Source organism: Leifsonella bigeumensis (assembly GCF_039537265.1).
In the GTDB taxonomy this organism is placed as follows: Bacteria; Actinomycetota; Actinomycetes; order Actinomycetales; family Microbacteriaceae; genus Terrimesophilobacter; species Terrimesophilobacter bigeumensis.
The window spans coordinates 384,814-407,775 of the sequence record NZ_BAABAE010000002.1 but is presented as its reverse complement, the minus strand read 5'-3'; the positions used below and the strand labels follow the sequence as shown (position 1 = coordinate 407,775).

Sequence of the window (22,962 nt, the reverse complement as noted above, 5' to 3'; positions counted from 1 at the left end):
GGTCTTTCGGGCATTCCGCGGCACGCTGGCGCGTCGCGGCTGGGCCGACATCAAAGCCTAACCCTCAGCCGGTCGGCTGCGCGCCTCCATCACCGCCGCTGACGGCGCTTCCCCTGCTCCTCGTGCTGCTCAAGGTCGAGGCCGATGACCCCGTAGTCCCATCCCTTGCGCCGGTAGACGACGCTCGGGCGATCGGTCTCGGCGTCGATGAAGAGGTAGAAGTCGTGGCCGACGAGTTCCATGCGATAGAGCGCATCGTCGACCGTCATGGGGGTCGCGGCGAACACCTTCTTGCGGATGACGACGGGGCTCCACTCCTCCTCCGCCTCCGCGCCGCCCTCGGCGATCACCGGGATCGAGCCGGTCGCGACTCGTTCGATGAGGTCCTGGTCGACCGGCGTGATGTCGACGACCTTGAACCCGTCGGCGCTGGCCTCGCGCAGGGAGACGGGGCGACGCTTGCCGCTCTTATGCACCTTGCCGCGATCCTTGGCCCGGCGGATGCGTTCCATCAACTTGTCGAGGGCGAGGTCGAAGGCGACGTACTTGTCGGAACCGACGGCCTCCGAGCGCACCAGCGGGCCGGGGCCGATGAGGGTCAGTTCGACCCGATCGTCGCCGTTGGCGCCGTTCTTCTCGTTGTGGCGGGAGACCTTGACCTCGAAGGCCAGGGCCTTGTCGGCGAGATGCGCGACCTTCTCCGACTTCTCGATCGCATAATCGCGGAACCGATCGGTGATGCCCAGTCCGAGCCCGTTGATGGAAACGTCCATGTCGTCCTCCCAGTCTTCTGCTGCGCGCCCGCCCAGCGAAACCAGGCGGATTATCGCGCCTCTTTCACACACCGTAGCCGCCGTTCCTGTGGATGTCACGCACGGAATCCGGGAATGCTCGCCGCCCTGCCGAAGAGCCGCGGTGTGAAGGCGAGCGTCGCGCAGGCCACGACCTCGCCGCCCGCCGCATGCAGCGCCCTGGCGGCCTCGCCGAGGGTCGCCCCGGTCGTCAGGATGTCGTCGACCACGATGAACCGCCGCCCGAGGAGTGGGGCTGCGCCGGGCGGATGCCGCACCCGCATCGCGTCCCGCAGGTTGCTGTCGCGCTCTTCGCGGCCGAGCGCCTTCTGCTGGACCATCCCGGCCACGACGGTGAGGACGGTGACCGGCCGGAACCCCGCCGTACGCACGAGCAGGTCGACCGGACGGTACCCTCGGCGGCGTCGGCCAGCTCGCGTCGCGGGGACGGTGCACAGTTCGAGCCTCGCGGGCATGGCCAAACCCGCCGCCGTCCCCCCGCCCGTTGCTCCTGCGTCCTCGGCCGACAGGGCCCCCGCCGCAGCCTCTTCGATCGCGACACAGATGGATCTCGCGAGCGGTCGGGCGGCATCGGTCCGCCCCTCCTCCTTGAACGCGAGGATCGCACGGCGCACCACCCCCTCGTAGCGCAGGGCGCTCACGACGGGCGTGCCGTCCGCGAGCCGCCGCAGGACGGGGTCGGCCGTGCACTGCACACGACAGGCCGGGCACAGCGCGCGATCCGGCCGCCCGCATCCCGCGCAGTCCACCGGCAGCAGCACCGCGGCCGCATCGAGCACGGCGTCGCGTACCGCCTCGCGCACGGCACCAGTGAGAAGGTCGCGCATCGGAAGAGCATGGCAGGCCCCGGATCGCCGCCGACTGGTGGAGGGCGCGATCGGTGGAGAGCCCGCATGGGGCGCCCGCTGTGGAGAACAGGTGCTACCGCTGGGTGGCGAGGAGTTCGACGACCGTCGAACCGGACTGCCAGCTGCTGCCGCGCGGCGACTGCAGAAGGTTGTCGGCGGTCAGCACTCGAAGGCCGGGCCGGTAGTTGCCGCCGACGATCGCGAGGGCGGGAGCCGGGCGGCCGAGGGAGGACTGCAGGCCGCCGATCTCGTAGGAGACCACGATCGGGTCGCCGTCCGACGCGGTGAGCGCCGCAACCGAGAACCGGTCGACCCAGGTCGCGTCGATCGCCGTCTCGGAGTCGATGAGCGAATCGAGCACGGGAGTCCCGATGCTCGTCGGGACGTAGCCCTGGCCGGGGTCGCGCACGATCGCGGCCACGAGCAGCCGCGGCCCCGCGATCGTCTGCAGGAGGATGGCCACGCGAGAGTCGTCCTGAGCGACGTCGAGGGAGACGATGGTCGCACCGGCGGGCAGGGCGACGGAGACCGGATGCGGGTTGCCGTCGAAGTCGAAGGCGACGATCTCGGTCGGGTCGTCGGCCGGGACCGACCAGATGTATCCGAAGTCGTCGAGCGACGGGGCGATGAGACCGGGCCTGTCGTCGAGCCTGCGCACCGGCGCCTGGCCGGTGCGGGCGACGTAGACCCCGTCGGCGGCGAGCACGGCGGCCACGGTTCCGTGCGAACCGAGCGTCACCGCGCGCGGGTCGAGTTCCACGATCTTCGGGCTCAACTCGTCGATGCTCGTGACCTCGCCGCCGGAGAGGTAGCCGAACCTGCCGTCGGCGAGCACGAGCGGCCGGGAGTCGACCGCGCGCTGGACCACGGGGCCGTCGGAGCCGATCGGTTCGATCGCCAGGAGCGATCCAGCGACCGACACCTCGACGCTCGCAATTCCGGAGACGGTGCTGAGGCTCTCCGAGAGCTGCAGCTCCATGAGCTGCCGCTGGCGCCGGTCGGCCGCCGCCGCCTCTGTCGTGAGGTTGACCTGGGCGACGGTCGAGTCGATCGTCACCGTCGTGCCGGGGGTGAGCTGCGTGCCGTCCGGGAACTGGGTGACGACGGCGCCCTTCAACCACTCCGGTGGGCCGGCGAGCAGCGCGGAGACGACCCTCGTGGCCGTCGTGCCTCCGGCGAACCAGCGCTCGTCCGGCACAAGGTACTGCAGGCTCAGGTCGTAGAAGTAGAGCGCATGCTTGCTGAAGATCGTCAGGAAGGTGCTCTCCGGCAGCACGATCCCGGGGGGCGCCTGGCTGATGCGCCACTGGCCGTCCTCCTGCACGAACCGGAACTGAAGCGTCTGGGTCGCGGGTGCCCCGGCGGAGTACGCGCCGAACTCGTCGAGCTGCGCCTTGGTCGTGAACGAGTATTCCATGGTCGTCGAGTCGACCGCGCGCACGGTCGGGATCCCGGTGCGGATGAGCACACTCTGCCGCGGGTCCCACTCCTTCTTGAACTGGCTGCTGAGGAACTCGCGCGCCGTGCTGTAGTCGCCCTGCGGTCCGGTGAAGGCGGCGATGAACCCTTCGAGGATGCCGCGCTGGTCGGCATCCGTCGTCGGCCCGACCGGGTTGAAGACGAAGTCGCCGGCCGGTTCGTCGGTGAAAGGCGCCCCGGCCTGCACACCGCCGGAGGTCGGGATGCCACCGCAGGCCGTGAGGGTCGCCGCGAGCCCTGCGGCCAGGAGCGCTGCCGCGACGCGGCGTCGGAGTTCAGTCATCGGAAGCTCCCTCCATCGTGCCGAGGGTCTCCACCGGCAGCTCCCCCGTGGCCTCGCCCAGCTCCTCCACCGCTTCGGCGGGCGGAAGGTCGAGCGGTGAGACGCGGATCGAGCTGTCCAGGTCGCGCGGCAGGGTGAGCCGGAAGCACGTCCCGTTCCCCGGCTCCGACCACACGTCGAGATAGCCCTTGTGCAGGGCGGCGTCCTCGAGGGAGATCGCGAGGCCGAGTCCCGTTCCCCCGATCGTCCGCTGTCGGGACGGGTCCGCCCGCCAGAACCGGTCGAAGACGCGCGAGAGGTCATCGGTCGCGATGCCGACTCCGTGGTCGCGCACGGTGAATGCCACGGCGTGCTCGTTGCTGTCGACCATGACGACGATCGGCTTGCCCTCCCCGTGCTCGATCGCGTTGCCGAGCAGGTTGCGCAGGATGCGGCGGATGCGGCGGGCGTCGAGCTCCGCCTCGAAATATCCTCCGGCCGCCACCACGCGCAGGTCGGATCCGCGCTCGCTCGCGACGAGGCGCATCGAGTCGACGGCATCCTCGACGAGGCGGACCAGGTTCGTGGGCTCGACCTCGAGCTCGACGGCGCCCGCGTCGTAGCGGCTCACCTCGAGCAGGTCGGCCAGCAGGACCTCGAAGCGCTGCACCTGGGTGTGCAGCAGTTCTGCCGTGCGCGCGGTCGCCGCCGGGAACGTGTCCCGCTGGTCGTACAGCACGTCTCCGGCGAGTCGGATGGTCGTGAGGGGTGTGCGCAGCTCGTGGGAGACATCGGCGACGAACCGCTGCTGCAGGCGGGAGAGCTCGCCGAGTTTCGTGATCTGCTTCTGGAGGCTGTCGGCCATGCCGTTGAACGATCGGGCGAGGGTCGCGATCACGTCCTCCCCCTTCTCCGGGATGCGCTGCTCGAGCTGCCCGGCCGCAAGCTTCTGGCTCACCTCGGCGGCGACGCGAACCGGCCCGACGACTAGCCGGATCACGATGTAGGTGACGGCGCCGATGAGCAGGACGAGCGCGAGGCTTCCGAGGGCGAGAGTCTGCTGCACGAAGGCGAGAGTCTGCTGGGCGTCGCCGAGGTCGTAGACGAGGTAGAGCTCGTAGAACCCTGCGTTGGGGACGGTGAGGAGGGATCCGACCGCGATCGCCGGCCTGCCGTCGTCGAGCGCGACCGACTGCCACCAGACCCGGTCGGCACCGCGGTTGTTCTCGACCGCGTCCTGGAGGGCGGGCGAGACGACCTCGTCGGGGAACCCGCGACTGGCCGCCGGCTGCATCGTCACCGGCGTCTGCTGTCCCGGCGAGCGGTAGATCGCGACCCCCAGGCCGCCAGGGCTCGTCGTCGTGGCCCGGATGTTGCTCAGCACGGTGTTGCCCAGGAACTCGAGGTCGGTGCGCGATGGATCGGTCGTGGCGAGGTCGCTGTCGAAGAAGTCCTGGGCCTGCACCGTGGCCTTGCTCGACTCGGCGAGAACCTGGTTGAGCCTCGAGTCGAACAGGTTGTCGCCGATGCTTATGGACATGTAGCTGCCGAGGATGGCGACGCCGAGCCCGGAGAGCAGGACCGTGATCGCGACCGTGCGGAACTGCAGGCTCGCTCGCCAGAAGTGCAGGAGCTGCGCCGGATACGAGCGCCAGTCGCTCATCCGGATGGCGGGCATCCGGATGGCCGGCATCCGGTTCGCTGCCATCAGTTCGATCCTGCGGTGCTATCCGGTCGTGCCGGCACGATAGCCGACCCCGCGCACGGTCATGACGATCCGCGGATTGTCCGGGTCGTCCTCGATCTTCGCGCGGAGCCGCTGGACGTGGACGTTGACGAGCCGCGTATCCGCCTTGTAGTGGTAGCCCCACACCTGTTCCAGGAGCATCTCGCGCGTGAACACCTGCTGCGGCTTGGTGGCGAGCGCGAGCAGCAGCTCGAATTCGAGAGGGGTGAGGTTGATGCGGGTCTCCCCACGACGCACCTCGTGGCCGGCGACATCGAGGATAAGGTCGCCGACGTGCAGGGTGTCGGCCGTGCCCACCGGGGTGGGGCGCAGGCGCGTCCGGATGCGGGCGACCAGTTCCTTGGGGTTGAACGGCTTCACGACATAGTCGTCTGCACCGCTCTCCAGGCCCCGGACCACATCCGTCGTGTCCGACTTCGCGGTCAGCATGATGATGGGAACGCCGGACTCCGTACGGATCTCCGCGCAGACCTCGATGCCGTTCTTGCCGGGGAGCATGAGGTCGAGGAGCACGAGGTCCGGCCGCGACGACTGAAACGTGGCGAACGCCTCTGAACCGTCGGCGCAGAAGACCGGATCGAACCCTTCGGTGCGCAGGACGATACCGATCATCTCCGCGAGCGCGGTGTCGTCATCGACGACGAGGATACGTGCGGTCATCTTTCCTGCTTCTTCAGTTGGCCGAAAGCGGGTACTCGCGGCACTGCCATGCTCTCGCACAAGAGTAGTCGAGTGTGAAACGATAATGCGGTGGGGGCGCCTCCACGGCAGGCCGGAGGTGGCGGTGAGTGCGTGCCCGACCCGACCTCGAGGAGCGGAACATGACGGACGATCAGGCCTGGCAGGCACCGGGCGGGCCACCACCGGTCGTTCCGGGATACGGACCCCCCGCCGCACCGGTGTACGGACCGCCGCAGCCCGCTCCCGGGTACGGTCCTCCACCGCCCGCCCCCGGGCAGGGCGCACCCGGCCAGCCGGCAGCCGGCTGGACGCCGCCGCCGAAGCCGGGCCTCATCCCGCTGCGCCCGCTCGACCTCGGAACACTGCTCGGCGCCTCCTTCAGGACCCTGCGCCGCAACCCCCGTCCGACCTTCGGGATCGCGCTGCTCGTGCAGGGCATCGTCTCGATCGTCACCCTCTTCGCGGTCGGCCTGCCGGTACTCGCCTCGATCCTGCGACTCGACACCGCCGCTCAGGAGGACCAGTCCGCGATCGTCGCCGGAACGTTCGCCACGGCGGCGGTCACCGCCCTCCTCGCCGTGTGCCTGAGCCTCGTCGCGAACGCCTGGCTTCAGGGCATCATCGTGCTCGAGGTCTCCCGCGCGACCCTCGGCGAGAAGCTCACCCTCCGCGGCCTGTGGGGCCATGCGAAGGGCCGGATAGGCGCACTCGTCGGGTGGTCGGTGCTCATCGCCGTCGTGCTGGCTCTCACGATCGGGGTCTTCGTCGCCGTCATCTGGATCATGGTGGCCACTCTCGGGGCGGTCGGGGTCGGACTCGGTGTGCTCGTCGGCATCCTCGGCGTGCTCGCCCTCATCGTCGTCGGGGCCTGGATCGGGACGAAGCTCTCGCTCGTTCCGAGCGTCATCATGCTCGAACGCCTCACGATCGGCGGGAGCATGCGCCGGTCGTGGACGCTCACGAACGGTTACTTCTGGAAGACCTTCGGCATCCAGTTGCTCGCCTACGTGATCCTCTCCGTCGCCGGAAGCATCGTGACCGCGCCCTTCTCGATCATCACACCGATCCTCGTGTACTTCGTCGACCCGAACGGCACCGGGTCGGGCTACGGCATCGCGATCGCCCTCATCGCCTATGTCGTGCAGCTGCTGGTGACCCTCGTCGTGGCCGCGGTCACCGCGATCATCCAGACGGCCGTGACCGCGCTCATCTACCTCGACCTTCGGATGCGCAAGGAGGGGCTCGACCTCGCCCTCGCGAAGTTCGTCGAAGCCAGGCAGGCCGGCGCGGCGGGGCTCGCCGACCCGTACCTGCGGGACCAGCAGGCGGCATGACGCCCGCTGCCTCCATTCTCGCCTTCGGCCTGCTCGCCGGTGACGGCGACGTCCCGGTCGACCCCACCGGGGACGAGGCGCGGCGGTGGATCATCGAGGAGCTCTCCGGTCCGCAGTACCAGGCGGCGAAGCCCACCTGGTGGGACCTGCTCTCCCAGGCCTTCTGGGACTGGCTGAGCTCCCTTGACCTGAGCGGCGCCGGCTTCCTCCAGGGGCCGCTCCTGGCGATCGTCGTGACCGTCATCGCAGCGGTCATCGTCGCTGCGTTCCTCATTTTCGGGGTTCCGCGCCTGCGTCGGCGCAGCGCCCTCGGCGGTGCTCTGTTCGGCGAGGACGAGGACCGCGCCTCCGAGCAGTTACGGGCAGCAGCCCGGTCGGCTGCGGCATCCGGCGACTGGGCGCTTGCGATCGAGGAGCTGTTCCGCTGCCTCGCGCGCGTCATGTCCGAGCGCGTGCTCGTCTCGACCGACCCCGGAGCGACGGCCACCGGATTCGCGGCGCGGGCCGGCGCCGTCTTCCCCGGGTTCGCGGACCGGCTCGGCGCCGGCGCCGGAGTCTTCGACCGCGTGCGCTACCTCGGAGGCCGGGGGACGGAGACCGACTACCGAGACCTCCTCGACCTCGAGCAGGAGTTGCGGGCCGCACGGCCGCTCGCCAGGGACAGGGCGGCATCCGAGATGCCGGAGCCGGTGCGATGAGCACGACCGCGCCCCCGCTGTCGCCGGGCCGACCGCCCGTGGCCACCCCCACCGTCGTCACGCCCACCGTGCGCGAGGCCGGACGGCGGGCGCGCTACTGGGTCATCGCGGTGATCGCCGCGCTCGTGATCGTCGTCATCGGATTCCTCGTCATGGGCGCCGGCTCCCACGGCGGCCCGCCGCTCTCGCCGGACAACGCAGCGCCCGAGGGGAGCATGGCACTCGCCGAGGTGCTGCGCGACCACGGCGTGACCGTCACCGAGACCGACAGCATCCTCGCGACGCGGGGCGCCGCCGGCACCCCGGACGACACCACGATCTTCGTCGTCGACGACGGCGGATATCTCGACGGAGACCAGCTGCGCGAGCTGGAGCGCCTGGCCAGCAGGCTCGTGATCATGACGCCGGGCTTCGACCAGCTCGAGGCTCTCGCCCCCGAGGTCGCGCAGGCCGGCACCGTGAGCGGACTGCTCGAGGCCGACTGCGAGCTGGGGCCGGTCGAACGCGCGGGCACGGTGACCGGCGACGGGACCGGCTTCCGCATCATCGCACGGGGGGCGGATGCCGTCGGCTGCCTCGACAGCGGCGACGACGTCCACTCCCTCGTCGTCGTGAACCGCGGCCAGAAGCAGGTGAGCATCGTCGGGCTGCGGGACGCGTTCACCAACGGCCAGGTCGCCGACAACGGCAACGCCGCCCTCGCCCTCGGAATCCTCGGCGAGAAGCCGAATCTCGTCTGGCTGCTCCCCTCGATCGCCGAGGCGAACGCCGGCCCCGACATCGCCGAACTCACCCCGGAGTGGATCGGCCCGGTCATGGTGCTCGCCATCCTGACCACGATCGCCGCGGCATTCTGGCGCGGCCGGCGCCTCGGGCCGCTCGTGGTCGAGAACCTGCCGGTCGTCGTGCGCGCGAGCGAGACCATGGAGGGCAGGGCGAGACTCTACGAGAAGTCCTCCGCACGACTTCGCGCACTCGACGCGCTGCGCATCGGCACGATCGACCGGCTCGGCACCCTGTGCGGGCTGCCGCGCTCCGCCTCGACCGACGAGGTCATCCACGCCGTCTCCGCCGCCGTCGGCCGGAGCGACCCCCAGGCGGCTTCCCGCGTCGCCGCCCTGCTGCGCGACACGGCGCCCGCCACGGATGCCGAACTCGTCCGCCTCTCCGACGAGCTGCTCGTGCTCGAGCGGAGCGTGGCATCCGTGCTCCGCCCGGAACCGAACCAGTCCAAGCAAGCCCAGCCCAGAACCGGGGAGAATGACAACCATGACCGATGAGCTCCGAGCACAGTTCGCCCGCGTCCGCACCGAGATCGGTAAGGCGGTCGTCGGCCAGGACGGCGCCGTCACCGGTCTCATGATCGCGCTCCTGGCGGGAGGGCACGTCGTGCTCGAAGGCGTGCCGGGGGTCGCCAAGACCCTTCTCGTGCGCACGCTCAGCACGGCGCTCCAGCTCGACACCAAGCGCATCCAGTTCACACCCGACCTCATGCCGGGCGACGTCACCGGGTCGCTCGTCTACGACGCGAAGGCCGGAGAGTTCGAGTTCCGGGCCGGACCCGTCTTCACGAACATCCTGCTCGCCGACGAGATCAACCGCACCCCGCCGAAGACGCAGTCGGCACTCCTCGAGGCCATGGAGGAGCGGCAGGTCTCGGTCGACGGTGAGACGCGACCGCTGCCCGACCCGTTCATGGTCGCCGCGACCATGAACCCGATCGAGTACGAGGGCACCTACACGCTGCCGGAGGCGCAGCTCGACCGCTTCCTGCTCAAGCTCGTGCTCGACCTGCCCGAGCGCGAGAGCGAACTGCAGATCCTCGAGCGCAGTGCCGCCGGGTTCAACCCGAGGGACTTGAAGGCCGCGGGTGTGACGCCGGTGCTGGACGCCGCCCAGCTCGCTGCCGCTCGCACCGCCGTCGCCACGGTCACGGTGAGCGCCGACGTCATCGGCTACATCGTGGACCTCGCCAGGGGAACCCGGCAGAGCCCATCCGTCAAGCTCGGGGTGAGCCCTCGGGGTGCGAATGCCCTGCTCGCCGCCGCCCGGGCCTGGGCCTGGCTGAGCGGGTCGACCGGCGTCACGCCCGACCACGTGCAGGCCATGGTGCTCCCGACCTGGCGGCATCGCATCCAGCTGCGGCCGGAAGCCGAGCTCGAGGGAGTGTCGGGCGACACCATCCTGCGGTCGATCATGCAGCAGGTGCAGGTGCCGATCTGAGATGAGAGGGTCCGACACGGCAGGGCCAGATCCGGTGGTGCCTGATCCGGCAGCGCCAGGCCCGGCAGCGCCCGGGAAGACCGGGCGACGCTGATGGCCATCAGCGGGTGGTTCGTCGCGCTCGTCGCGGCAGGCGCCCTGCCGGTCCTGCTCACCGGGCGACCCGGATGGCTGGGGCCCTGGCTGCTGTTCGCCATCCTGCTTGCGGCGCTGGATGTCGCCCTCGCGGCCTCGCCGCGGCGCGTGCGCCTCGCAAGGACGGTACCCGCACGAGTCCGGCTCGGGGAAACGGTCGTGGCGAGCCTGCTCGTGGAGAACACCGGGCGACGTACCCTGCGCGGGATCGTCCGCGACGCCTGGCAGCCGTCCGCGGGCGCACACCCGACCCGCACGCGCGTCGCCATCCGGGGCGGTGAGCGCCGAGAGCTGCGCACGGCGCTCACGCCGGTGCGGCGTGGGGAGCGGCGGGCTGTGCAGGTCACCATCCGCTCGACCGGGCCGCTGCGGCTCGCGGCACGGCAGGCGACCATCGCGGTGCCGGGCGCGATCCGAGTGCTGCCCCCGTTCACCTCGCGCAGGCATCTGCCGTCGCGGCTCGCCCGGCTGCGGGAGCTCGACGGCCGCACGAGTGTCATGATCCGCGGCCAGGGCACCGAGTTCGACAGCCTGCGCGAGTACGTGCGCGGCGACGATGTGCGCTCGATCGACTGGCGGGCCACCGCGCGGCGCCAGGACTCGCAGGGCGGGCAGAAGCTCATGGTGCGCACCTGGCGGCCGGAACGCGACCGGCGCGTCGTCATCGTCATCGACAGCGGACGCACTTCAGCGGCGCGCATCGCCGGCGAACCGCGCATCGACACCGCGTTCGAGTCGGCGCTGCTTCTGGCCGCCCTCGCGACGCGTGCTGGGGACCGGGTCGACCTCGTCATCTTCGACCGGCGGATTCGCGGACGCGTGCAGGGTGCGAGCGGCAGCGAACTGCTCTCCCGCATGGTCGACACGATGGCGCCCGTCGACCCGGAGCTCATCGAACCGGACTGGGCCGCCGTGCCCGGACTCGTCCGTTCGGTGACCAGCCAGCACGCGCTCGTCGTGATCGCGACCTCGATCGACGCGCCGGGGGCATCCCGTGGACTGCTCGGGATGCTCGGCCAGCTCACGAGGCGGCACACCGTGATCGTGTCGTCGGTGACCGACCCGGATGTTCTCGCCGCGACGACCGAGCGCGGCAACCGCAGCGAGGTGTACCGCGCGGCGGCGGCGGAACGCGCCCTGCTCGACCGGGCGCGGGTGGCGGCCGCCATCCGTCAGCTCGGCGGCGACGTCGTCACCGGCGCTCCCGCCGACCTGCCTCCCGCCCTCGCCGACCGCTACCTTGCGCTCAAAGCCGCAGGGAGGCTTTGAGGAACAGGCACCGCGCGACTGGCGGCTTGGTGGCCGCTCTCCGTCCGACCACTCCACTATCCTGCGAGTATCGCCGCATCCGGCGGCCTGCAGACAGAAAGGGATCGACCATGGCAAGCTCCACCGAACAGGGCCCGTCGCTCACCGCACGACTCATCGCCGAGGCCTTCGGAACCTTCCTCCTCGTGTTCGGCGTCATCGGCACGGCGCTCTTCGCCTCCTCCAACACCGGCTACCTGGGTATCGCTCTCGCCGTCGGCCTCACGCTCGTGGCCGGCATCTACATGGTGGGCAGGATCTCGGGCGGGCACTTCAACCCGGCCGTCTCGGTGGGCGTCGCCATGGCGGGCCGGATGTCGTGGAAAGACGTCCTCCCCTACGTCGTCGCGCAGGTCGTCGGCGGTGCCATCGCGTCGACCATCCTGTTCGCGATCGCAGCGGGCGGCAAGGAGGGCTACCTCGCGGAGTTGCAGGCCGGCGGCTTCGCGTCGAACGGTTTCGGCGAGCACTCCCCCGGCGGATTCGGTCTGGTCTCGGTCATCATCGCCGAGGTCGTGCTGACCGCGATCTTCGTCTGGGTCATCCTCGGGGTCACCGAGAGCAGCGCGCACGCCGCACTGGCCCCGCTGGCGATCGCGCTCACGCTCACGCTCATCCACCTGATCAGCATCCCGATCAGCAACACCTCCGTGAACCCCGCCCGGTCGATCGCGACCGCGATCTACGGCGGCCCGGATGCGCTCATCCAGCTCTGGGTGTTCCTCGTGGCGCCCGTCGCCGGCGCACTCCTGGCTGGCGCCACCTACAAGGTGCTCTTCGCGCGCAGGTAGCTGCCGTCGCCGGCTGCAAGCCCTCCGGGCGGATCAGCCGGCGACGATGCGGCGGGAGCCGGCCTCGAACTCGTCGAGGTCGCCGGTCTCACCGGCCCGGAATGCGTGCCGTCCGAGGACCCACTGGTAGACGAGGAACGCCGCGAGCGCGACCGTCCCGATCCCGATCTTGACGACCCAGGGCCAGTCCTGTCGCGTCACGAACCCTTCGATGACGCCGGAGACGAAGAGGGAGATGGTCAGCCCGATGGCGACCGTGATGAGGGCGCGGCCGTCCTCGGCGAGCGCCTGGGCGCGAGTGCGCGCGCCCGGCGCGATCCAGGCCCAGAAGATCATGATCCCGGCGGCACCCGCCACGAAGATCGAGTAGAGCTCGAGCTGCCCGTGCGGCGCGATGTACAGGAAGAACACGTCGAGCCGGTCGTGCGCGCCCATGAGCGCGGCCGAGTAGCCCAGGTTCTGGGCGTTGGTGAACAGCAGGTACGGGGCATAGACGCCGATGATGCCGAAGGCGACGCACTGGGCGGCGAGCCAGGCGTTGTTCGTCCAGACGAGGGCCGTGAACGAGCTCGTGCCGTGCTCGGAGTAGTAGTTGACGAAGTCCTCCTCGGCGAACTGGCGGCGAAGCTCCTCGGTGCCGAAGTTCTGCAGCACACCGGGCGTCTGCAGCGCCCACACGGCGTACAGCACGGCCACGAGCGCCGTCGCCGCTGTAACGGCGAGGGAGAGCCACCGGATGCGGTAGAGCGCGGCCGGGAGCTGCGCACCGAAGAAGGCCGGCATCCGGCTCAGCACGTTCGTGCCGGTACCGGTGAACTTCAGCCGCGCCTTCGAGAGTCCGAGCGAGAGCCGGTCGCCCTGCACAGAGCTCCCCGAGGTGGCCTGCATGGCCGAGAGCTGGCTCGCACCGGACTGGTACCGGTCGATGAGGTCGTCCGCCTCCGCACCGCTCAGGCGTCGCCGGGAGGCGAGCCGGGCAAGGTCGTCCCAGTCATCGCGGTGGGCGGCGGAGTAGGCGTCGAGGTCCATCTGCTTAAATACTAGGCATGGCATCGCCCGAGGGGACCACACCTGTCGATTCGGCGACGGATCTCGACGAGCTCATCACCGGTGAGGCGGTCGCCCTCAACGTCCGGCCGACCGGCTACGTGCTGCGGGCGGCGGGCGCGGCCATCGACCTCGTGGCCTACATCGTGCTGTTCATCCTCATCATGCTCGCGCTCTCCTCCGAGTTCTTCCGGTTCCTCCTCGACGACGCGCTGCTGCAGGCCGGCATCGTCGTCGCCCTCGCGACCTGCATGGTCGTGGTGCCGACCACGGTCGAGCTGCTGAGCCGCGGGCGCTCCCTCGGCAAGCTCGCGGTCGGGGCCCGCATCGTGCGGGACGACGGCGGGGCGATCGGGTTCCGGCACGCGTTCATCCGGGCGCTCACCGGCGTGCTCGAGATCTTCGGGACGCTCGGGGGCCTCGCCACCCTCATCGCCCTGTTCAACTCGAAGGCGAAGCGCCTGGGCGACCTCATCGCCGGCACCTACAGCCAGCACGAGCGCATGAGCCGCTACACCCCGCCGGTCTTCGGCGTGCCGCTCGAGCTCGTCGAATGGTCGAGGACCGCGGATGTCGCCCGCCTCCCCGATGCACTCGCCCGGCGGATCTCCCAGTTCCTCGCCTCGGCGGGCGGGTTCACCCCGCAGTCCCGTGCCGCGGTCAGCCGTGAGCTCGCGATGGAGGCCTCGCCGCTCGTCTCACCGCTTCCGGGCGGCGACCCGGAGCTCTTCCTCGCCGCGGTCACCGCGGTGCGCCGCGACCGCGAATTCGTGGCGCTGCAGGGCGAGAAGCGCCTGGTCGACAATCTGGCCCCGGTGCTCGACCGTCTGCCGAGGGATTTCCCCGACCGCTGAGCACGCGCGGGCATCCGCCGGCCGCAGGAACCTCAGTAGCGGTAGTGGTCGGGCTTGTACGGTCCGTCGACGGGCACGCCGAGGTAGGCGGACTGGGCCGGTGTCAGCTCGGTCAGCTCGACCCCGAGCGCCTCGAGGTGCAGCCTCGCGACCTTCTCGTCGAGGTGCTTCGGCAGCACGTGCACGCCGAGCGGGTAGTCCGTGCCGAAGAGCTCGAGCTGCGCGAGCACCTGGTTCGTGAACGAGTTGCTCATGACGAACGACGGATGCCCGGTGGCGTTCCCGAGGTTCATGAGCCGCCCCTCCGAGAGCACGAGCACGCTGCGTCCGTTCGGCATCCGCCACTCGTGCACCTGCGGCTTGATCTCGACCTTCGTGGCCCCGGCGAGCGCCTCGAGGCCGGCCATGTCGATCTCGTCGTCGAAGTGCCCGACGTTCGCCACGATCGCCTGGTGCTTCATGCCGAGCAGGTGCTCGACGGTGATGACGTTCTGGTTGCCGGTGCCGGTGACGAAGATGTCGGCCTCGCCGAGCACGCTCTCGATGCGGGCGACCTGGTAGCCGTCCATCGCGGCCTGCAGCGCGTTGATGGGGTCGATCTCGCTCACGATCACCCGCGCGCCCTGGCCGCGCAGCGCCTCCGCAGCGCCCTTGCCGACGTCGCCGTAGCCGGCCACGAAGGCGACCTTGCCCCCGATGAGCACGTCGGTCGCCCGGTTGAGCCCGTCGGGCAGCGAGTGCCGGATGCCGTACTTGTTGTCGAACTTCGACTTCGTCACGGAGTCGTTGACGTTGATCGCGGGGAACAGCAGCTCGCCCGACTTCTCGAGCTCGTAGAGGCGGTGAACGCCCGTCGTCGTCTCCTCTGTCACTCCTCGGATGCCGTCCGCGACCTTCGTCCAGCGCTCCGGTGAGGCGGCGAGCGAGGCGCGCAGCGTGTCGAGGATGACGCGCCATTCGTGGCTCGCGTCGGGGGCGGCATCCGGAACGCTGCCGGCGAGCTCGAACTCGCGGCCCTTGTGCACGAGCAGCGTGGCGTCACCGCCGTCGTCGAGGATCATGTTGGGGCCGGTCCAGTCGGCGCTCGCCGCTTCCGCTTCCGCGCTCCAGTCGAAGATCTGCGAGGTCGCCCACCAGTACTCCTCGAGGCTCTCGCCCTTCCAGGCGAAGACCGGGATGCCTGCTGGCGCGTCGACCGTTCCCGTCGGGCCGACGGCGACGGCCGCTGCGGCGTCATCCTGCGTGGAGAAGATGTTGCAGCTGGCCCAGCGCACCTGCGCGCCGAGGGCGACAAGCGTCTCGATGAGCACCGCCGTCTGCACCGTCATATGGAGGCTGCCGGCGATGCGGGCGCCCGCGAGCGGCCGGGTGGCGCCGAACTCCTCGCGCAGGGCCATGAGGCCGGGCATCTCGTTCTCGGCGAGGCGCAACTGGTGACGGCCGGCATCCGCCAGGGCGAGATCGGCGACTTTGAACGGCAGGGCGGTGGTCGTGGTGGTCATCCTCCTATTCTCCCCCACGCGCCGTCAGGTGACTCCCTCGTGGCGCCGAGGGGAGACATCCGGTCAGGGGGTGCGGATGAGGGCGAGCACGTGGTCGCGGATGCGCTCCATGGCGGGCGCCTCGCCGGCCTCGACGTTGAGCCGCAGGAGCGGCTCGGTGTTGGAGGGGCGGACGTTGAACCACCAGAACACGCCGTCGGTGCTCCCGCTCACCGTGAGCCCGTCGAGCTCGTCGAAGTCGAACGCGGCATAGGCCTCGACGATCCGCGAGTAGGCGGCCGGGATGTCCGTCACGGTCGAATTGAGCTCACCGCTCATCGCGTACGGGGTGTACCGGCGAGCGAGCGCCGAGAGGGGCTCGGGATCCGCACCGGCGGCACCGCCGAACTCCGCGAGGAGGTGCATGGCCGCGAGCATCCCGTTGTCGGCGCCCCAGAAGTCGCGGAAGTAGTAGTGCGCGGAATGCTCCCCGCCGAAGATCGCGCCCGTCGCCGCCATCTCGTCCTTGATGAGCGAGTGACCCACGCGGGTACGCACCGGCACAGCGCCCGCCGCGAGGATCGTCTCCGGCACGATGCGCGAGGTGATGAGATTGTGGATGACGTGGATGGGCCCGCCATCGGTTCCCACTCTTCGCACCTCCCGCAGCGCCACGACGGCGGCGACGGCCGAAGGGTTCATCGCCTCCCCGCGCTCGTCCACGACGAAACACCGGTCGGCGTCCCCGTCGAAGGCGAGTCCCAGGTCGGCACCGTGCTCGACGACGGCTTTCTGCAGGTCGACGAGGTTCGCCGGCTCGAGCGGGTTGGCCTCATGGTTCGGGAAGGTCCCGTCGAGCTCGAAATACAGCGGGATGACCTCGATGGGCAGTGCGGGCAGCCCCGCCGCGGTGCCGAGCACGGCGGGTACGGTGAGCCCGCCCATGCCGTTGCCGGCATCCACGACGACCCGCAGGGGCCGGATGCCGGTCAGGTCGACGAGCCCCCTCAGGTAGGCGGCGTAGTCGGCGAGCACGTCGAGCTCGCGGTACGAGCCGGGTGCGGCGACCGCCGGGATGTCGCCAGCACTGAGGTAGGCGATCGCACGGTCCCGGACGCCGGCGAGCCCGGTGTCGATGCTGATCCCCCTGGCCCCCGCACGGCTGAGCTTGATCCCGTTGTAGGTGGCCGGGTTGTGGCTCGCGGTGAACATGGCGGCGGGGGCGTCGAGGCTCCCCGAGGCGAAGTAGCTCTCGTCGGTCGAGCAGAGTCCGATCGCTATGACGTTCCCACCGCGAGCCTGCACTCCGCGTGCGAAGGCCATCGCGAAGCCGGGAGACGAGTCGCGCATGTCGTGGCCGACCACGACATCCTGTCCGGCCGCCCCGATCTCGTCGACGAACCCGGCGCCGATCGCCTCGACGACCTCCGGGGTGAGCTGGGAGCCGACGAGCCCGCGCACGTCGTAGGTCTTCACGAAGGCGGTGAGATCCGGGGCGGCACCGCGGTCGGGGAGAGGGCGCCCGGCATCGCTGAGATCGGGACTAGAGCTCATTGCCCCATGCTACGTGACGGACGACCTGCCACCCACGGGGAGCGGAGAGTCGCTCGGAGTGCTTCTCGCACAAGTCGTAGCTGTGCGGTTCAGCACGCTGGCTGAGCGGCCCGAGCACGGCCATCGAATCGGCGTAGACGTAGGTGAGCGTCGACACGGCCTCACGCCCGCACGCGACCTTGCTGCACAACCGTTCGTCCATCGATCACCACATTAGCGAGCGCGCACTCCGCACCTGCGGCACCCCGCCGCCGCGTCGTCCCCCGCCGTAGACTGGCCTCATGGCGAAGGCTTCCCGCGGCAGTGCCCGGCGTTCGGCGCGGGCCGGCTGGCGCGACCGTCACGGCCGCGGCATCCGGGCCTCGGTGACCGGCCCGCGCCTCCCGCGGCTGCACACCCGAGCGGACATCTTCGAATCGACCGTCGCCTCGACCGCAGAGTACCTGCGCGACCTGTGGCCGGCGGAGTTGTCGAACGTGCATTTCGAGATCGCGGCGCTCCCCGCGGCGGATGCCGGCTCGCGCCGCGTGCGACGCTGGCTCGTTCTTCCCGCCGAGCACCGCATCATCCTGTTCCGTCTTCCGATCGAGCGGCTCGCCCGGCTGCACCGCAACGACGACCTGCACCGACGGATGCTCGTCGAGAGCTGCGTGTTCCGTGCCGTGGCCGAGCTGCTCGGCAAGGATCCCTGGGATCTCGCTCCGGAGCGCTTCCGCCACTTCTGAGAGGCGTGGCTCCGCCGCTTTCGGCGGAGGAGGGCGTCTCCCGCGTCCGGGCCGGCGCCGCTCAGCCGTACTGCCGGTATACGGTGACCGGCTGGGAGACGCGCTCCTGGGGCCGGACGACGAAGCCGGCAAGCCTTCCGTCGCCCCGATAGGTCACCGCGACGCGCAGCGAGTCGAACTCGGCCAGCAGGTAGCTCCGCCCCGCGGTCGCCGGCATGGAGACCGCACCGCCCGCCGGGACGGTCACGGTGTCGCTGGCGCCGGCGGTGGCCTCGATCGTGACGACGGCATCCTTCGTGCCCGTGTTGGCGAGGTGCAGGAGCGGGGATGGCCCCGGCGCGATGCTCACGAGGGCCCGGTCGCGCAGCTCGGGGGCGCCGACGAACCATGCGAAGTCGGTCGACCTCACCCGCGCGGTTCCGGCGGCCGCGTCACCGGCGATCGAGACGATCGAGGTGCGCGCCGCGGCGACCACCCCGACCTCGCTCGACACCGTGATGGTGTATTCGCCGGACGCGAAGTCGTCGAAGGGGAGGTCGGCGACGACCCCCGGGTCGATGTCGAGTGTCGTGGAGACGGCGGGCGATGCCCCGTCCTCGGGGATCGCGGTGACCGTCACCGGAACCGGTGAGGACCCCGAGCCGGCATCCCCGCCGGCCGCCGCGTCCGGCACGAACATCCGCAACACCGCGCCGATGTCCTGATACCCCTCGATGCCGGCCGCCGCCGCGATCGCGTCATGGTCGGTGATGATGACGCCCGGGATCACCGTGAGCGTCGACGGCCGCGTACTCGCGCCGAGCAGGTCGACGCCGCCAGGGGCGAGCGTGCGCACGATCGACTGCTGGAGGTTCGCGGTGACCTGCCCCCCGGTGCTCACGACGCGCACGACAGGGCTCGCGATTCCCGGCGCGAACCCGGCGAGCGAGAGGATGCGCTGACCGCCGGGCGGGACGACGATGCCGTCCGTGCCGGCCGCACTGACGGGCCCGGTCTCCGAGTAGACGGTGATACTCACGGTGGAGCTGACCTTGCTGGGGTTGTTGAGCGCGATGAGCGTTGTGCGCCCGGTGACGGTCGAGCCGCCCACGAGCCAGCTCTCCGCGCTCGGGGTCGCGCAGTCGGTCGCCGCGAACCCCACGTCGTCGCCGGTCTCGACATACTGCGATTGGCTGCCGGCGAGAAGGCCGGGGTCATCGCCCGCCTCGCCCGGCGGGAGGGAGAGCCGCTGGGAGGGCACGTTCGACTCGTTGCCGGTGGCGTCCATGTCCTCGAGGGCCGGCGTTCCCTGCGTCGATGAGCGCACGACCGTCGCCCGTCCGAGCGAGTTGGCGGTCGTCGCCTCCTGCCCGGTGTCATCGCCGAGCTGGAGCACGGGTCCCGGGCAGATCCGCAGCTGGGTCGCGGCGACCGGGGTCACGACGGTCGAGGCCGGGCCCGTGCCGAGGACCGGAATCGGCAGCCAGGTGGCCGCGGCGACCGCCACGACGGCGGTCGCGACACCGATGAGGCCGATGGCGCTCCGGGCGCCGACGAGGGCGAGTCGCCGCGTCATGCCGGAGCCGTCCGGATGCGACGGGCCGGCACCCTGCATCGGCTCGGACACCGGCGCCGCATCCTGTTCGCCGAGCACGTCGGCCCCGTCCTCCCGATCAGTCATGGTCTTCCTCGTCGAACGTGTCGGCAGGGTCCTCGACGGCCGGCGTCCGGTGCGGAATCCTGCGCCGACCGGTCGGAATCGCGAGCAGCACCGTGATGCCGAAGACCACGCCGAGCGCGACGAGATAGCCGGAGCCGAGCGCGGTGTCCCCGTTTCCCGGCTGCACAGCTCCCGGATGGCCCGCCGCGCCGGGCACGCCGTCGGCATCCGCCTCCCCCGCATACCGCCAGAGCAGCCCGTTCGCCGTCGTCCCGACCGGCGAGAGGATCTCGTTGCCGTTGAGCGCGTCGACCATCGAGCGGTACGTCGTATCGTCCTCCGAGGCCGGCGACACCAGCACGAAGGGGATGTCGAGCTCCTCCAGGTCGGATGCGGCGTCGTACCCGCTCGGCGCGGCGAGGTTTCCGGCGAGTGTCGCCAGGCGGTCGTCGAGGTCGCTCGCCCGCGGCCTCGTGCTCACGAGCGTGGACTGGTCGTCGAGGCTCGCGCCGAGCCCGCGTTCGAGCCGAACGGCGATCCCGGCCTCGCCGAGCGAGGTGATGACGAGGGTGCCGGCGCCGGGGTGGGTTCGCGCTTCCGCCGTGACGAGGGCAGGCAGGATGCGGGTCGTCGCCGGATGCACCGCTGCGGTCCCGATGAGCATGGCGCCGAGCAGGGGGATTGCGAGCGCCGTGACGGTGAGCCCGGCGAGCACCGAAACCGGCGTCGCCATCCGTCCGAGGGCGCCGAGGCCGACGATGGCCGCCACGATGAGCCCGAGCCAGTAGAGGCTGAGCCCCGACCCCGGCCATACCGTCGCCGCGACGTCGCCGACCGCACCGACCTGGAGGTGTGCGGCGCCGACGGCGCTCAGGTAGCCGAGCAGGGCGATCACCATGGCCGGGATCGCACGCCGCGCCCCGGGCAGGAAGAGAGCGAGCAGTGCGAGCACGCCGAGCGGGGCGAGGAGGATCGCGACGAGGGCAGGCGCGAGTGCTGCCCCCGCCCCCGGCAGCGGCGTGCCGGCCGCGGAGAGCTCGGCGAGGATCGACGACCAGCCGTGCAGGGCGCCGGTCGGGTCGGCGAGGGCGAGTCGCCATCCGGATGCCGTGCCGCCGCCGGCCGAGCCCGTGCCGAGCACGACGCCCGGGTCGGCGAGGATGCCGAGCGGGTTGCCGGCGAGGACCTGCTGCACGACGAGCGGGCCGAACAGCACGAGCGCGGGGATCGGGATGCCGATCGTCCGATGGGCGCTGCCCGGCCGTACCACCAGCAGCACGACGAAGAGGACCAGCAGGGCGGGAAGGAGAGAGGGCGTTCCTGCCGCGACCACGGCGAAGAGCAGGGCCGCGGCAGCACCGGATGCCCAGGAGCGCGAGGCACCGGAGCGCGCGGCACCGAGCGCCGCGGTGAACAGCCAGGGCAGCAGCAGGTGCGTGAGCACAGCACCGAGCCTGCCGACGGCGAGCGCAGCCAGGAGCGGAGGGGCGAGCGACCAGAGGAGCGCGGCGAGCAACGGCAGCCAGGGGCTGCGGCTGATGCGCCGCGCGGCGAACCAGGCGCCGAGCGCCGAGAGCGGCAGGGCGAGGAGGTACACGAGCACGACGGAGTAGCTCGGCGACCAGAAGGTGATCGAGCCGAGTACCGCGAGCACGACGGCGAAGGGGTCGGCTGCTCCGAGGGTTCCGGTGCCGAGTTCCCGCCATCCGTAGCCGATGTTGGCCCAGAGTTCGGGCACGGTCTCGGTGAGCGGCCTCAGGCCGCCGCCGCTCACCGCTGCGGCGCCGAGCAGTGCTCCGTAGGCGAGCACACCGACGATGCCGACGAGCAGCACGACCCAGAAGCCACCGTGCGCGACGAACCCGGCGCGTCCTCCCGCCTGCGCGCTCGCGTACACCCCGGTACGCCCCGCGGACACCGGGGTGTCGGCGTCGGGTTCGGCGAGTTCCGCCTCGCGCGCCTGGCCCCGGCGTTCCCGCAGTTCGCCGGTCGACATCCGAAGCGGGGCGATCGCCGCCCAGCCGAGCGTCCTGGTGCGGCGAAGGTTGCGGCGCGCGGCGCCGATGCGGCCGGCGAAGGCCGTGCCGAACGCGGCCCGGAACTCGCCGCCGATCGCGCCGGGGCGCTTGCCCACGAGGTCGCCGATGGAGCGCAGCACGGCGAGGGGGACGAGAGAGAGCCAGTGGAGGGCCACCGCCCAGGCCGGGGAGTAGACGAGGCGGCGGTGCAGCTGGGCCGCCCGCGCGACGCGGAACCGACGGCGCGCGGAGACCTTCTCGCGCCCGAAGGCCTCCGGGCCGCCCGCACTCGCGACCCGCGCGCCCGGCACCGTGACGACGCGGTGACCGGCGAGCCTCGCCCGAACCGAGAAGTCGAGGGAGGCGTCGATGCTCGGCAGGCCAGGGTCGAACCCGCCGAGCCGCTTCCAGAGCGAGCGCCGCACGAGCATCCCGGCGGCCGCGACCCCGAGCACGTCGTCGCGGGTGTCGTGCTGGGCCTGGTCGAGTTCGTCGTCGACGAGGGCCACCGATGTGCCGAACGTGCTCATGGTCTCGCCGAACGCGGCGATCATGTCGGCCCGATCGTGGCGCATGAGCTTGGGGCCGGCGACGGCCACGGATGGCGCCCGCTCGACCGCGCCGAGCAGTTGCGCGAGTGCATCCGGATGCGGCGCGTTGTCGTGGCCGAGCAACCAGAGCCACTCGTCGTCGGACTCGGCAACCGGGGCGAACTGGACGGCGTGGTTCACCGCCGAGCCGAAGGTCGTGCCGTCACGGACGCTGAGGACCTGGGCGGGCCCGGATGCCGCGAGCAGGGCGTCGCTCCCGTCGTTCGACGACGCGTCGACGGCGATCGTCACATCCGGTTTCCGCGTCTGGGCGGCGAGCGCGGCGAGGGTTCGTCCGAGGTACCCGGCGCCCGCGCGGGCAACGAGAACCGTGGTGACCCTGGGCTGCACTGCTTTTGACTGCACTGCTTCTGACTGCACTGGCACCAAGCTACGCGTGCTTGCGCAGCTTGCGGCGTTCCCTCTCGGAGAGTCCGCCCCAAATCCCGAAGCGCTCGTCGTTCTGCAGGGCGTATTCGAGGCACTGTGCGCGCACCTCGCACGTCGCGCAGATCTTCTTGGCGTCGCGGGTGGATCCGCCCTTCTCGGGGAAGAAGGCCTCGGGGTCGGTCTGCGCGCAGAGGGCGTCGGATTGCCAGGCGAGTGCGTTGTCGTCTTCGGAGACGGGCTGCCGGACTCCGGGGACCCCCAACCGGACCGGATCGACGAACCAGTCGTCGGGGACACCGCCACGGTGGTCTGTGAGCGCCATAGCACATCCTCCCCTGTCCAGCCG

At 70.9% G+C, this 22,962-nt stretch carries 20 protein-coding genes; 8 read left to right on the top strand and 12 right to left on the bottom strand.

From position 1 onward, the window contains the following. Window positions 1-89: 89 nt before the first annotated feature. The 5 genes from hpf to mtrA form a co-directional block, all read right to left on the bottom strand. Complete coding sequence (gene hpf, locus ABD678_RS04935; RefSeq protein WP_344754302.1) at window positions 90-773, bottom strand: ribosome hibernation-promoting factor, HPF/YfiA family; 684 nt, start codon at window positions 771-773, stop codon at window positions 90-92. Between the two features lie 95 nt (window positions 774-868). Then, window positions 869-1,639 (bottom strand): ComF family protein, encoded by a 771-nt coding sequence (locus tag ABD678_RS04930; RefSeq protein WP_344754299.1) that lies wholly within the window; start codon window positions 1,637-1,639, stop codon window positions 869-871. 94 nt (window positions 1,640-1,733) lie between these two features. Then, entirely contained in the window at window positions 1,734-3,422 is a 1,689-nt protein-coding gene (locus ABD678_RS04925; RefSeq protein ID WP_344754297.1) for a GerMN domain-containing protein, read from the bottom strand. Beyond that, the gene (gene mtrB / locus ABD678_RS04920; RefSeq protein ID WP_344754294.1) at window positions 3,415-5,109 is read right to left on the bottom strand and encodes an MtrAB system histidine kinase MtrB; all 1,695 of its coding nucleotides are present in this window, start codon (window positions 5,107-5,109) and stop codon (window positions 3,415-3,417) included. Before mtrB ends, ABD678_RS04925 begins: the two co-directional genes overlap by 8 nt. Window positions 5,110-5,127: 18 nt before the next feature. Next, on the bottom strand, window positions 5,128-5,808 hold the full coding sequence (gene mtrA / locus ABD678_RS04915; RefSeq protein ID WP_344754292.1) for an MtrAB system response regulator MtrA: 681 nt from the start codon (window positions 5,806-5,808) through the stop codon (window positions 5,128-5,130). A gap of 161 nt (window positions 5,809-5,969) precedes the next feature. Between mtrA and ABD678_RS04910 the strand changes: the two genes are divergently transcribed. The 6 genes from ABD678_RS04910 (at window position 5,970) to aqpZ (ending at window position 12,318) form a co-directional block, all read left to right on the top strand. Next, a complete protein-coding gene (locus tag ABD678_RS04910) occupies window positions 5,970-7,163 on the top strand; it encodes a hypothetical protein (protein WP_344754289.1) in 1,194 nt (397 codons plus the stop codon). Next, complete coding sequence (locus tag ABD678_RS04905) at window positions 7,160-7,861, top strand: DUF4129 domain-containing protein (RefSeq protein ID WP_344754287.1); 702 nt, start codon at window positions 7,160-7,162, stop codon at window positions 7,859-7,861. Before ABD678_RS04910 ends, ABD678_RS04905 begins: the two co-directional genes overlap by 4 nt. Further along, window positions 7,858-9,141, top strand: coding sequence for a DUF4350 domain-containing protein (locus ABD678_RS04900; protein WP_344754285.1), 1,284 nt, complete (start codon window positions 7,858-7,860; stop codon window positions 9,139-9,141). The genes ABD678_RS04905 and ABD678_RS04900 overlap by 4 nt, the downstream gene beginning before the upstream one ends. Continuing rightward, entirely contained in the window at window positions 9,131-10,084 is a 954-nt protein-coding gene (locus ABD678_RS04895) for an AAA family ATPase (protein WP_344754283.1), read from the top strand. Before ABD678_RS04900 ends, ABD678_RS04895 begins: the two co-directional genes overlap by 11 nt. A 93-nt stretch (window positions 10,085-10,177) precedes the next feature. Beyond that, entirely contained in the window at window positions 10,178-11,488 is a 1,311-nt protein-coding gene (locus tag ABD678_RS04890; protein ID WP_344754281.1) for a DUF58 domain-containing protein, read from the top strand. A 110-nt stretch (window positions 11,489-11,598) separates the two neighbouring features. Continuing rightward, window positions 11,599-12,318: an aquaporin Z gene (gene aqpZ, locus ABD678_RS04885; RefSeq protein ID WP_344754279.1), complete on the top strand. Its 720-nt coding sequence runs from the start codon at window positions 11,599-11,601 to the stop codon at window positions 12,316-12,318. Window positions 12,319-12,351: 33 nt separating this feature from the next. Here the strand turns inward: aqpZ and ABD678_RS04880 are convergent, their stop codons facing one another. Next, window positions 12,352-13,347, bottom strand: a complete 996-nt coding sequence (locus tag ABD678_RS04880; RefSeq protein WP_344754277.1) for a stage II sporulation protein M — start codon at window positions 13,345-13,347, stop codon at window positions 12,352-12,354. 17 nt (window positions 13,348-13,364) lie between these two features. Between ABD678_RS04880 and ABD678_RS04875 the strand changes: the two genes are divergently transcribed. Next, a complete protein-coding gene (locus ABD678_RS04875; protein WP_344754275.1) occupies window positions 13,365-14,219 on the top strand; it encodes an RDD family protein in 855 nt (284 codons plus the stop codon). Between the two features lie 32 nt (window positions 14,220-14,251). On the opposite strand, the gene ahcY is transcribed toward ABD678_RS04875, so the two are convergent. The 3 genes from ahcY to ABD678_RS04860 form a co-directional block, all read right to left on the bottom strand. Beyond that, on the bottom strand, window positions 14,252-15,721 hold the full coding sequence (gene ahcY / locus ABD678_RS04870; RefSeq protein WP_344754273.1) for an adenosylhomocysteinase: 1,470 nt from the start codon (window positions 15,719-15,721) through the stop codon (window positions 14,252-14,254). Between the two features lie 63 nt (window positions 15,722-15,784). Beyond that, a complete protein-coding gene (locus ABD678_RS04865; RefSeq protein ID WP_344754271.1) occupies window positions 15,785-17,254 on the bottom strand; it encodes a phosphomannomutase/phosphoglucomutase in 1,470 nt (489 codons plus the stop codon). Continuing rightward, complete coding sequence (locus ABD678_RS04860) at window positions 17,244-17,456, bottom strand: DUF3499 domain-containing protein (protein ID WP_344754269.1); 213 nt, start codon at window positions 17,454-17,456, stop codon at window positions 17,244-17,246. Before ABD678_RS04860 ends, ABD678_RS04865 begins: the two co-directional genes overlap by 11 nt. A 79-nt stretch (window positions 17,457-17,535) precedes the next feature. Here ABD678_RS04860 and ABD678_RS04855 point away from each other — a divergent pair, with 79 nt between their 5' ends. Further along, window positions 17,536-17,979 (top strand): metallopeptidase family protein, encoded by a 444-nt coding sequence (locus tag ABD678_RS04855; RefSeq protein ID WP_344754267.1) that lies wholly within the window; start codon window positions 17,536-17,538, stop codon window positions 17,977-17,979. Window positions 17,980-18,040: 61 nt separating this feature from the next. On the opposite strand, the gene ABD678_RS04850 is transcribed toward ABD678_RS04855, so the two are convergent. From ABD678_RS04850 to ABD678_RS04840, 3 genes are read right to left on the bottom strand one after another with little or no spacing between them, the layout of a single operon-like run. Next, on the bottom strand, window positions 18,041-19,639 hold the full coding sequence (locus ABD678_RS04850) for a DUF5719 family protein (protein WP_344754265.1): 1,599 nt from the start codon (window positions 19,637-19,639) through the stop codon (window positions 18,041-18,043). Beyond that, window positions 19,632-22,592 (bottom strand): glycosyltransferase family 2 protein, encoded by a 2,961-nt coding sequence (locus ABD678_RS04845; RefSeq protein ID WP_344754263.1) that lies wholly within the window; start codon window positions 22,590-22,592, stop codon window positions 19,632-19,634. Before ABD678_RS04845 ends, ABD678_RS04850 begins: the two co-directional genes overlap by 8 nt. Window positions 22,593-22,617: 25 nt before the next feature. Beyond that, the gene (locus ABD678_RS04840) at window positions 22,618-22,938 is read right to left on the bottom strand and encodes a WhiB family transcriptional regulator (RefSeq protein WP_344754261.1); all 321 of its coding nucleotides are present in this window, start codon (window positions 22,936-22,938) and stop codon (window positions 22,618-22,620) included. Window positions 22,939-22,962 lie beyond the last annotated feature (24 nt).

Excerpts from the sequence above, each read along its gene's own strand:
- ABD678_RS04900 (WP_344754285.1), top strand. The coding sequence starts at position 7,858 with ATGAGCACGACCGCGCCCCCGCTGTCGCCGGGCCGACCGCCCGTGGCC.
- ABD678_RS04925 (WP_344754297.1), bottom strand. The coding sequence starts at position 3,422 with ATGACTGAACTCCGACGCCGCGTCGCGGCAGCGCTCCTGGCCGCAGGG.
- ahcY (WP_344754273.1), bottom strand. The coding sequence starts at position 15,721 with ATGACCACCACGACCACCGCCCTGCCGTTCAAAGTCGCCGATCTCGCC.
- ABD678_RS04905 (WP_344754287.1), top strand. The coding sequence starts at position 7,160 with ATGACGCCCGCTGCCTCCATTCTCGCCTTCGGCCTGCTCGCCGGTGAC.
- aqpZ (WP_344754279.1), top strand. The coding sequence starts at position 11,599 with ATGGCAAGCTCCACCGAACAGGGCCCGTCGCTCACCGCACGACTCATC.
- hpf (WP_344754302.1), bottom strand. The coding sequence starts at position 773 with ATGGACGTTTCCATCAACGGGCTCGGACTGGGCATCACCGATCGGTTC.
- ABD678_RS04895 (WP_344754283.1), top strand. The coding sequence starts at position 9,131 with ATGACCGATGAGCTCCGAGCACAGTTCGCCCGCGTCCGCACCGAGATC.
- ABD678_RS04910 (WP_344754289.1), top strand. The coding sequence starts at position 5,970 with ATGACGGACGATCAGGCCTGGCAGGCACCGGGCGGGCCACCACCGGTC.
- ABD678_RS04865 (WP_344754271.1), bottom strand. The coding sequence starts at position 17,254 with ATGAGCTCTAGTCCCGATCTCAGCGATGCCGGGCGCCCTCTCCCCGAC.
- ABD678_RS04880 (WP_344754277.1), bottom strand. The coding sequence starts at position 13,347 with ATGGACCTCGACGCCTACTCCGCCGCCCACCGCGATGACTGGGACGAC.
- mtrA (WP_344754292.1), bottom strand. The coding sequence starts at position 5,808 with ATGACCGCACGTATCCTCGTCGTCGATGACGACACCGCGCTCGCGGAG.
- ABD678_RS04860 (WP_344754269.1), bottom strand. The coding sequence starts at position 17,456 with ATGGACGAACGGTTGTGCAGCAAGGTCGCGTGCGGGCGTGAGGCCGTG.
- ABD678_RS04930 (WP_344754299.1), bottom strand. The coding sequence starts at position 1,639 with ATGCGCGACCTTCTCACTGGTGCCGTGCGCGAGGCGGTACGCGACGCC.
- ABD678_RS04855 (WP_344754267.1), top strand. The coding sequence starts at position 17,536 with ATGGCGAAGGCTTCCCGCGGCAGTGCCCGGCGTTCGGCGCGGGCCGGC.
- mtrB (WP_344754294.1), bottom strand. The coding sequence starts at position 5,109 with ATGGCAGCGAACCGGATGCCGGCCATCCGGATGCCCGCCATCCGGATG.
- ABD678_RS04840 (WP_344754261.1), bottom strand. The coding sequence starts at position 22,938 with ATGGCGCTCACAGACCACCGTGGCGGTGTCCCCGACGACTGGTTCGTC.
- ABD678_RS04890 (WP_344754281.1), top strand. The coding sequence starts at position 10,178 with ATGGCCATCAGCGGGTGGTTCGTCGCGCTCGTCGCGGCAGGCGCCCTG.
- ABD678_RS04850 (WP_344754265.1), bottom strand. The coding sequence starts at position 19,639 with ATGACTGATCGGGAGGACGGGGCCGACGTGCTCGGCGAACAGGATGCG.
- ABD678_RS04875 (WP_344754275.1), top strand. The coding sequence starts at position 13,365 with ATGGCATCGCCCGAGGGGACCACACCTGTCGATTCGGCGACGGATCTC.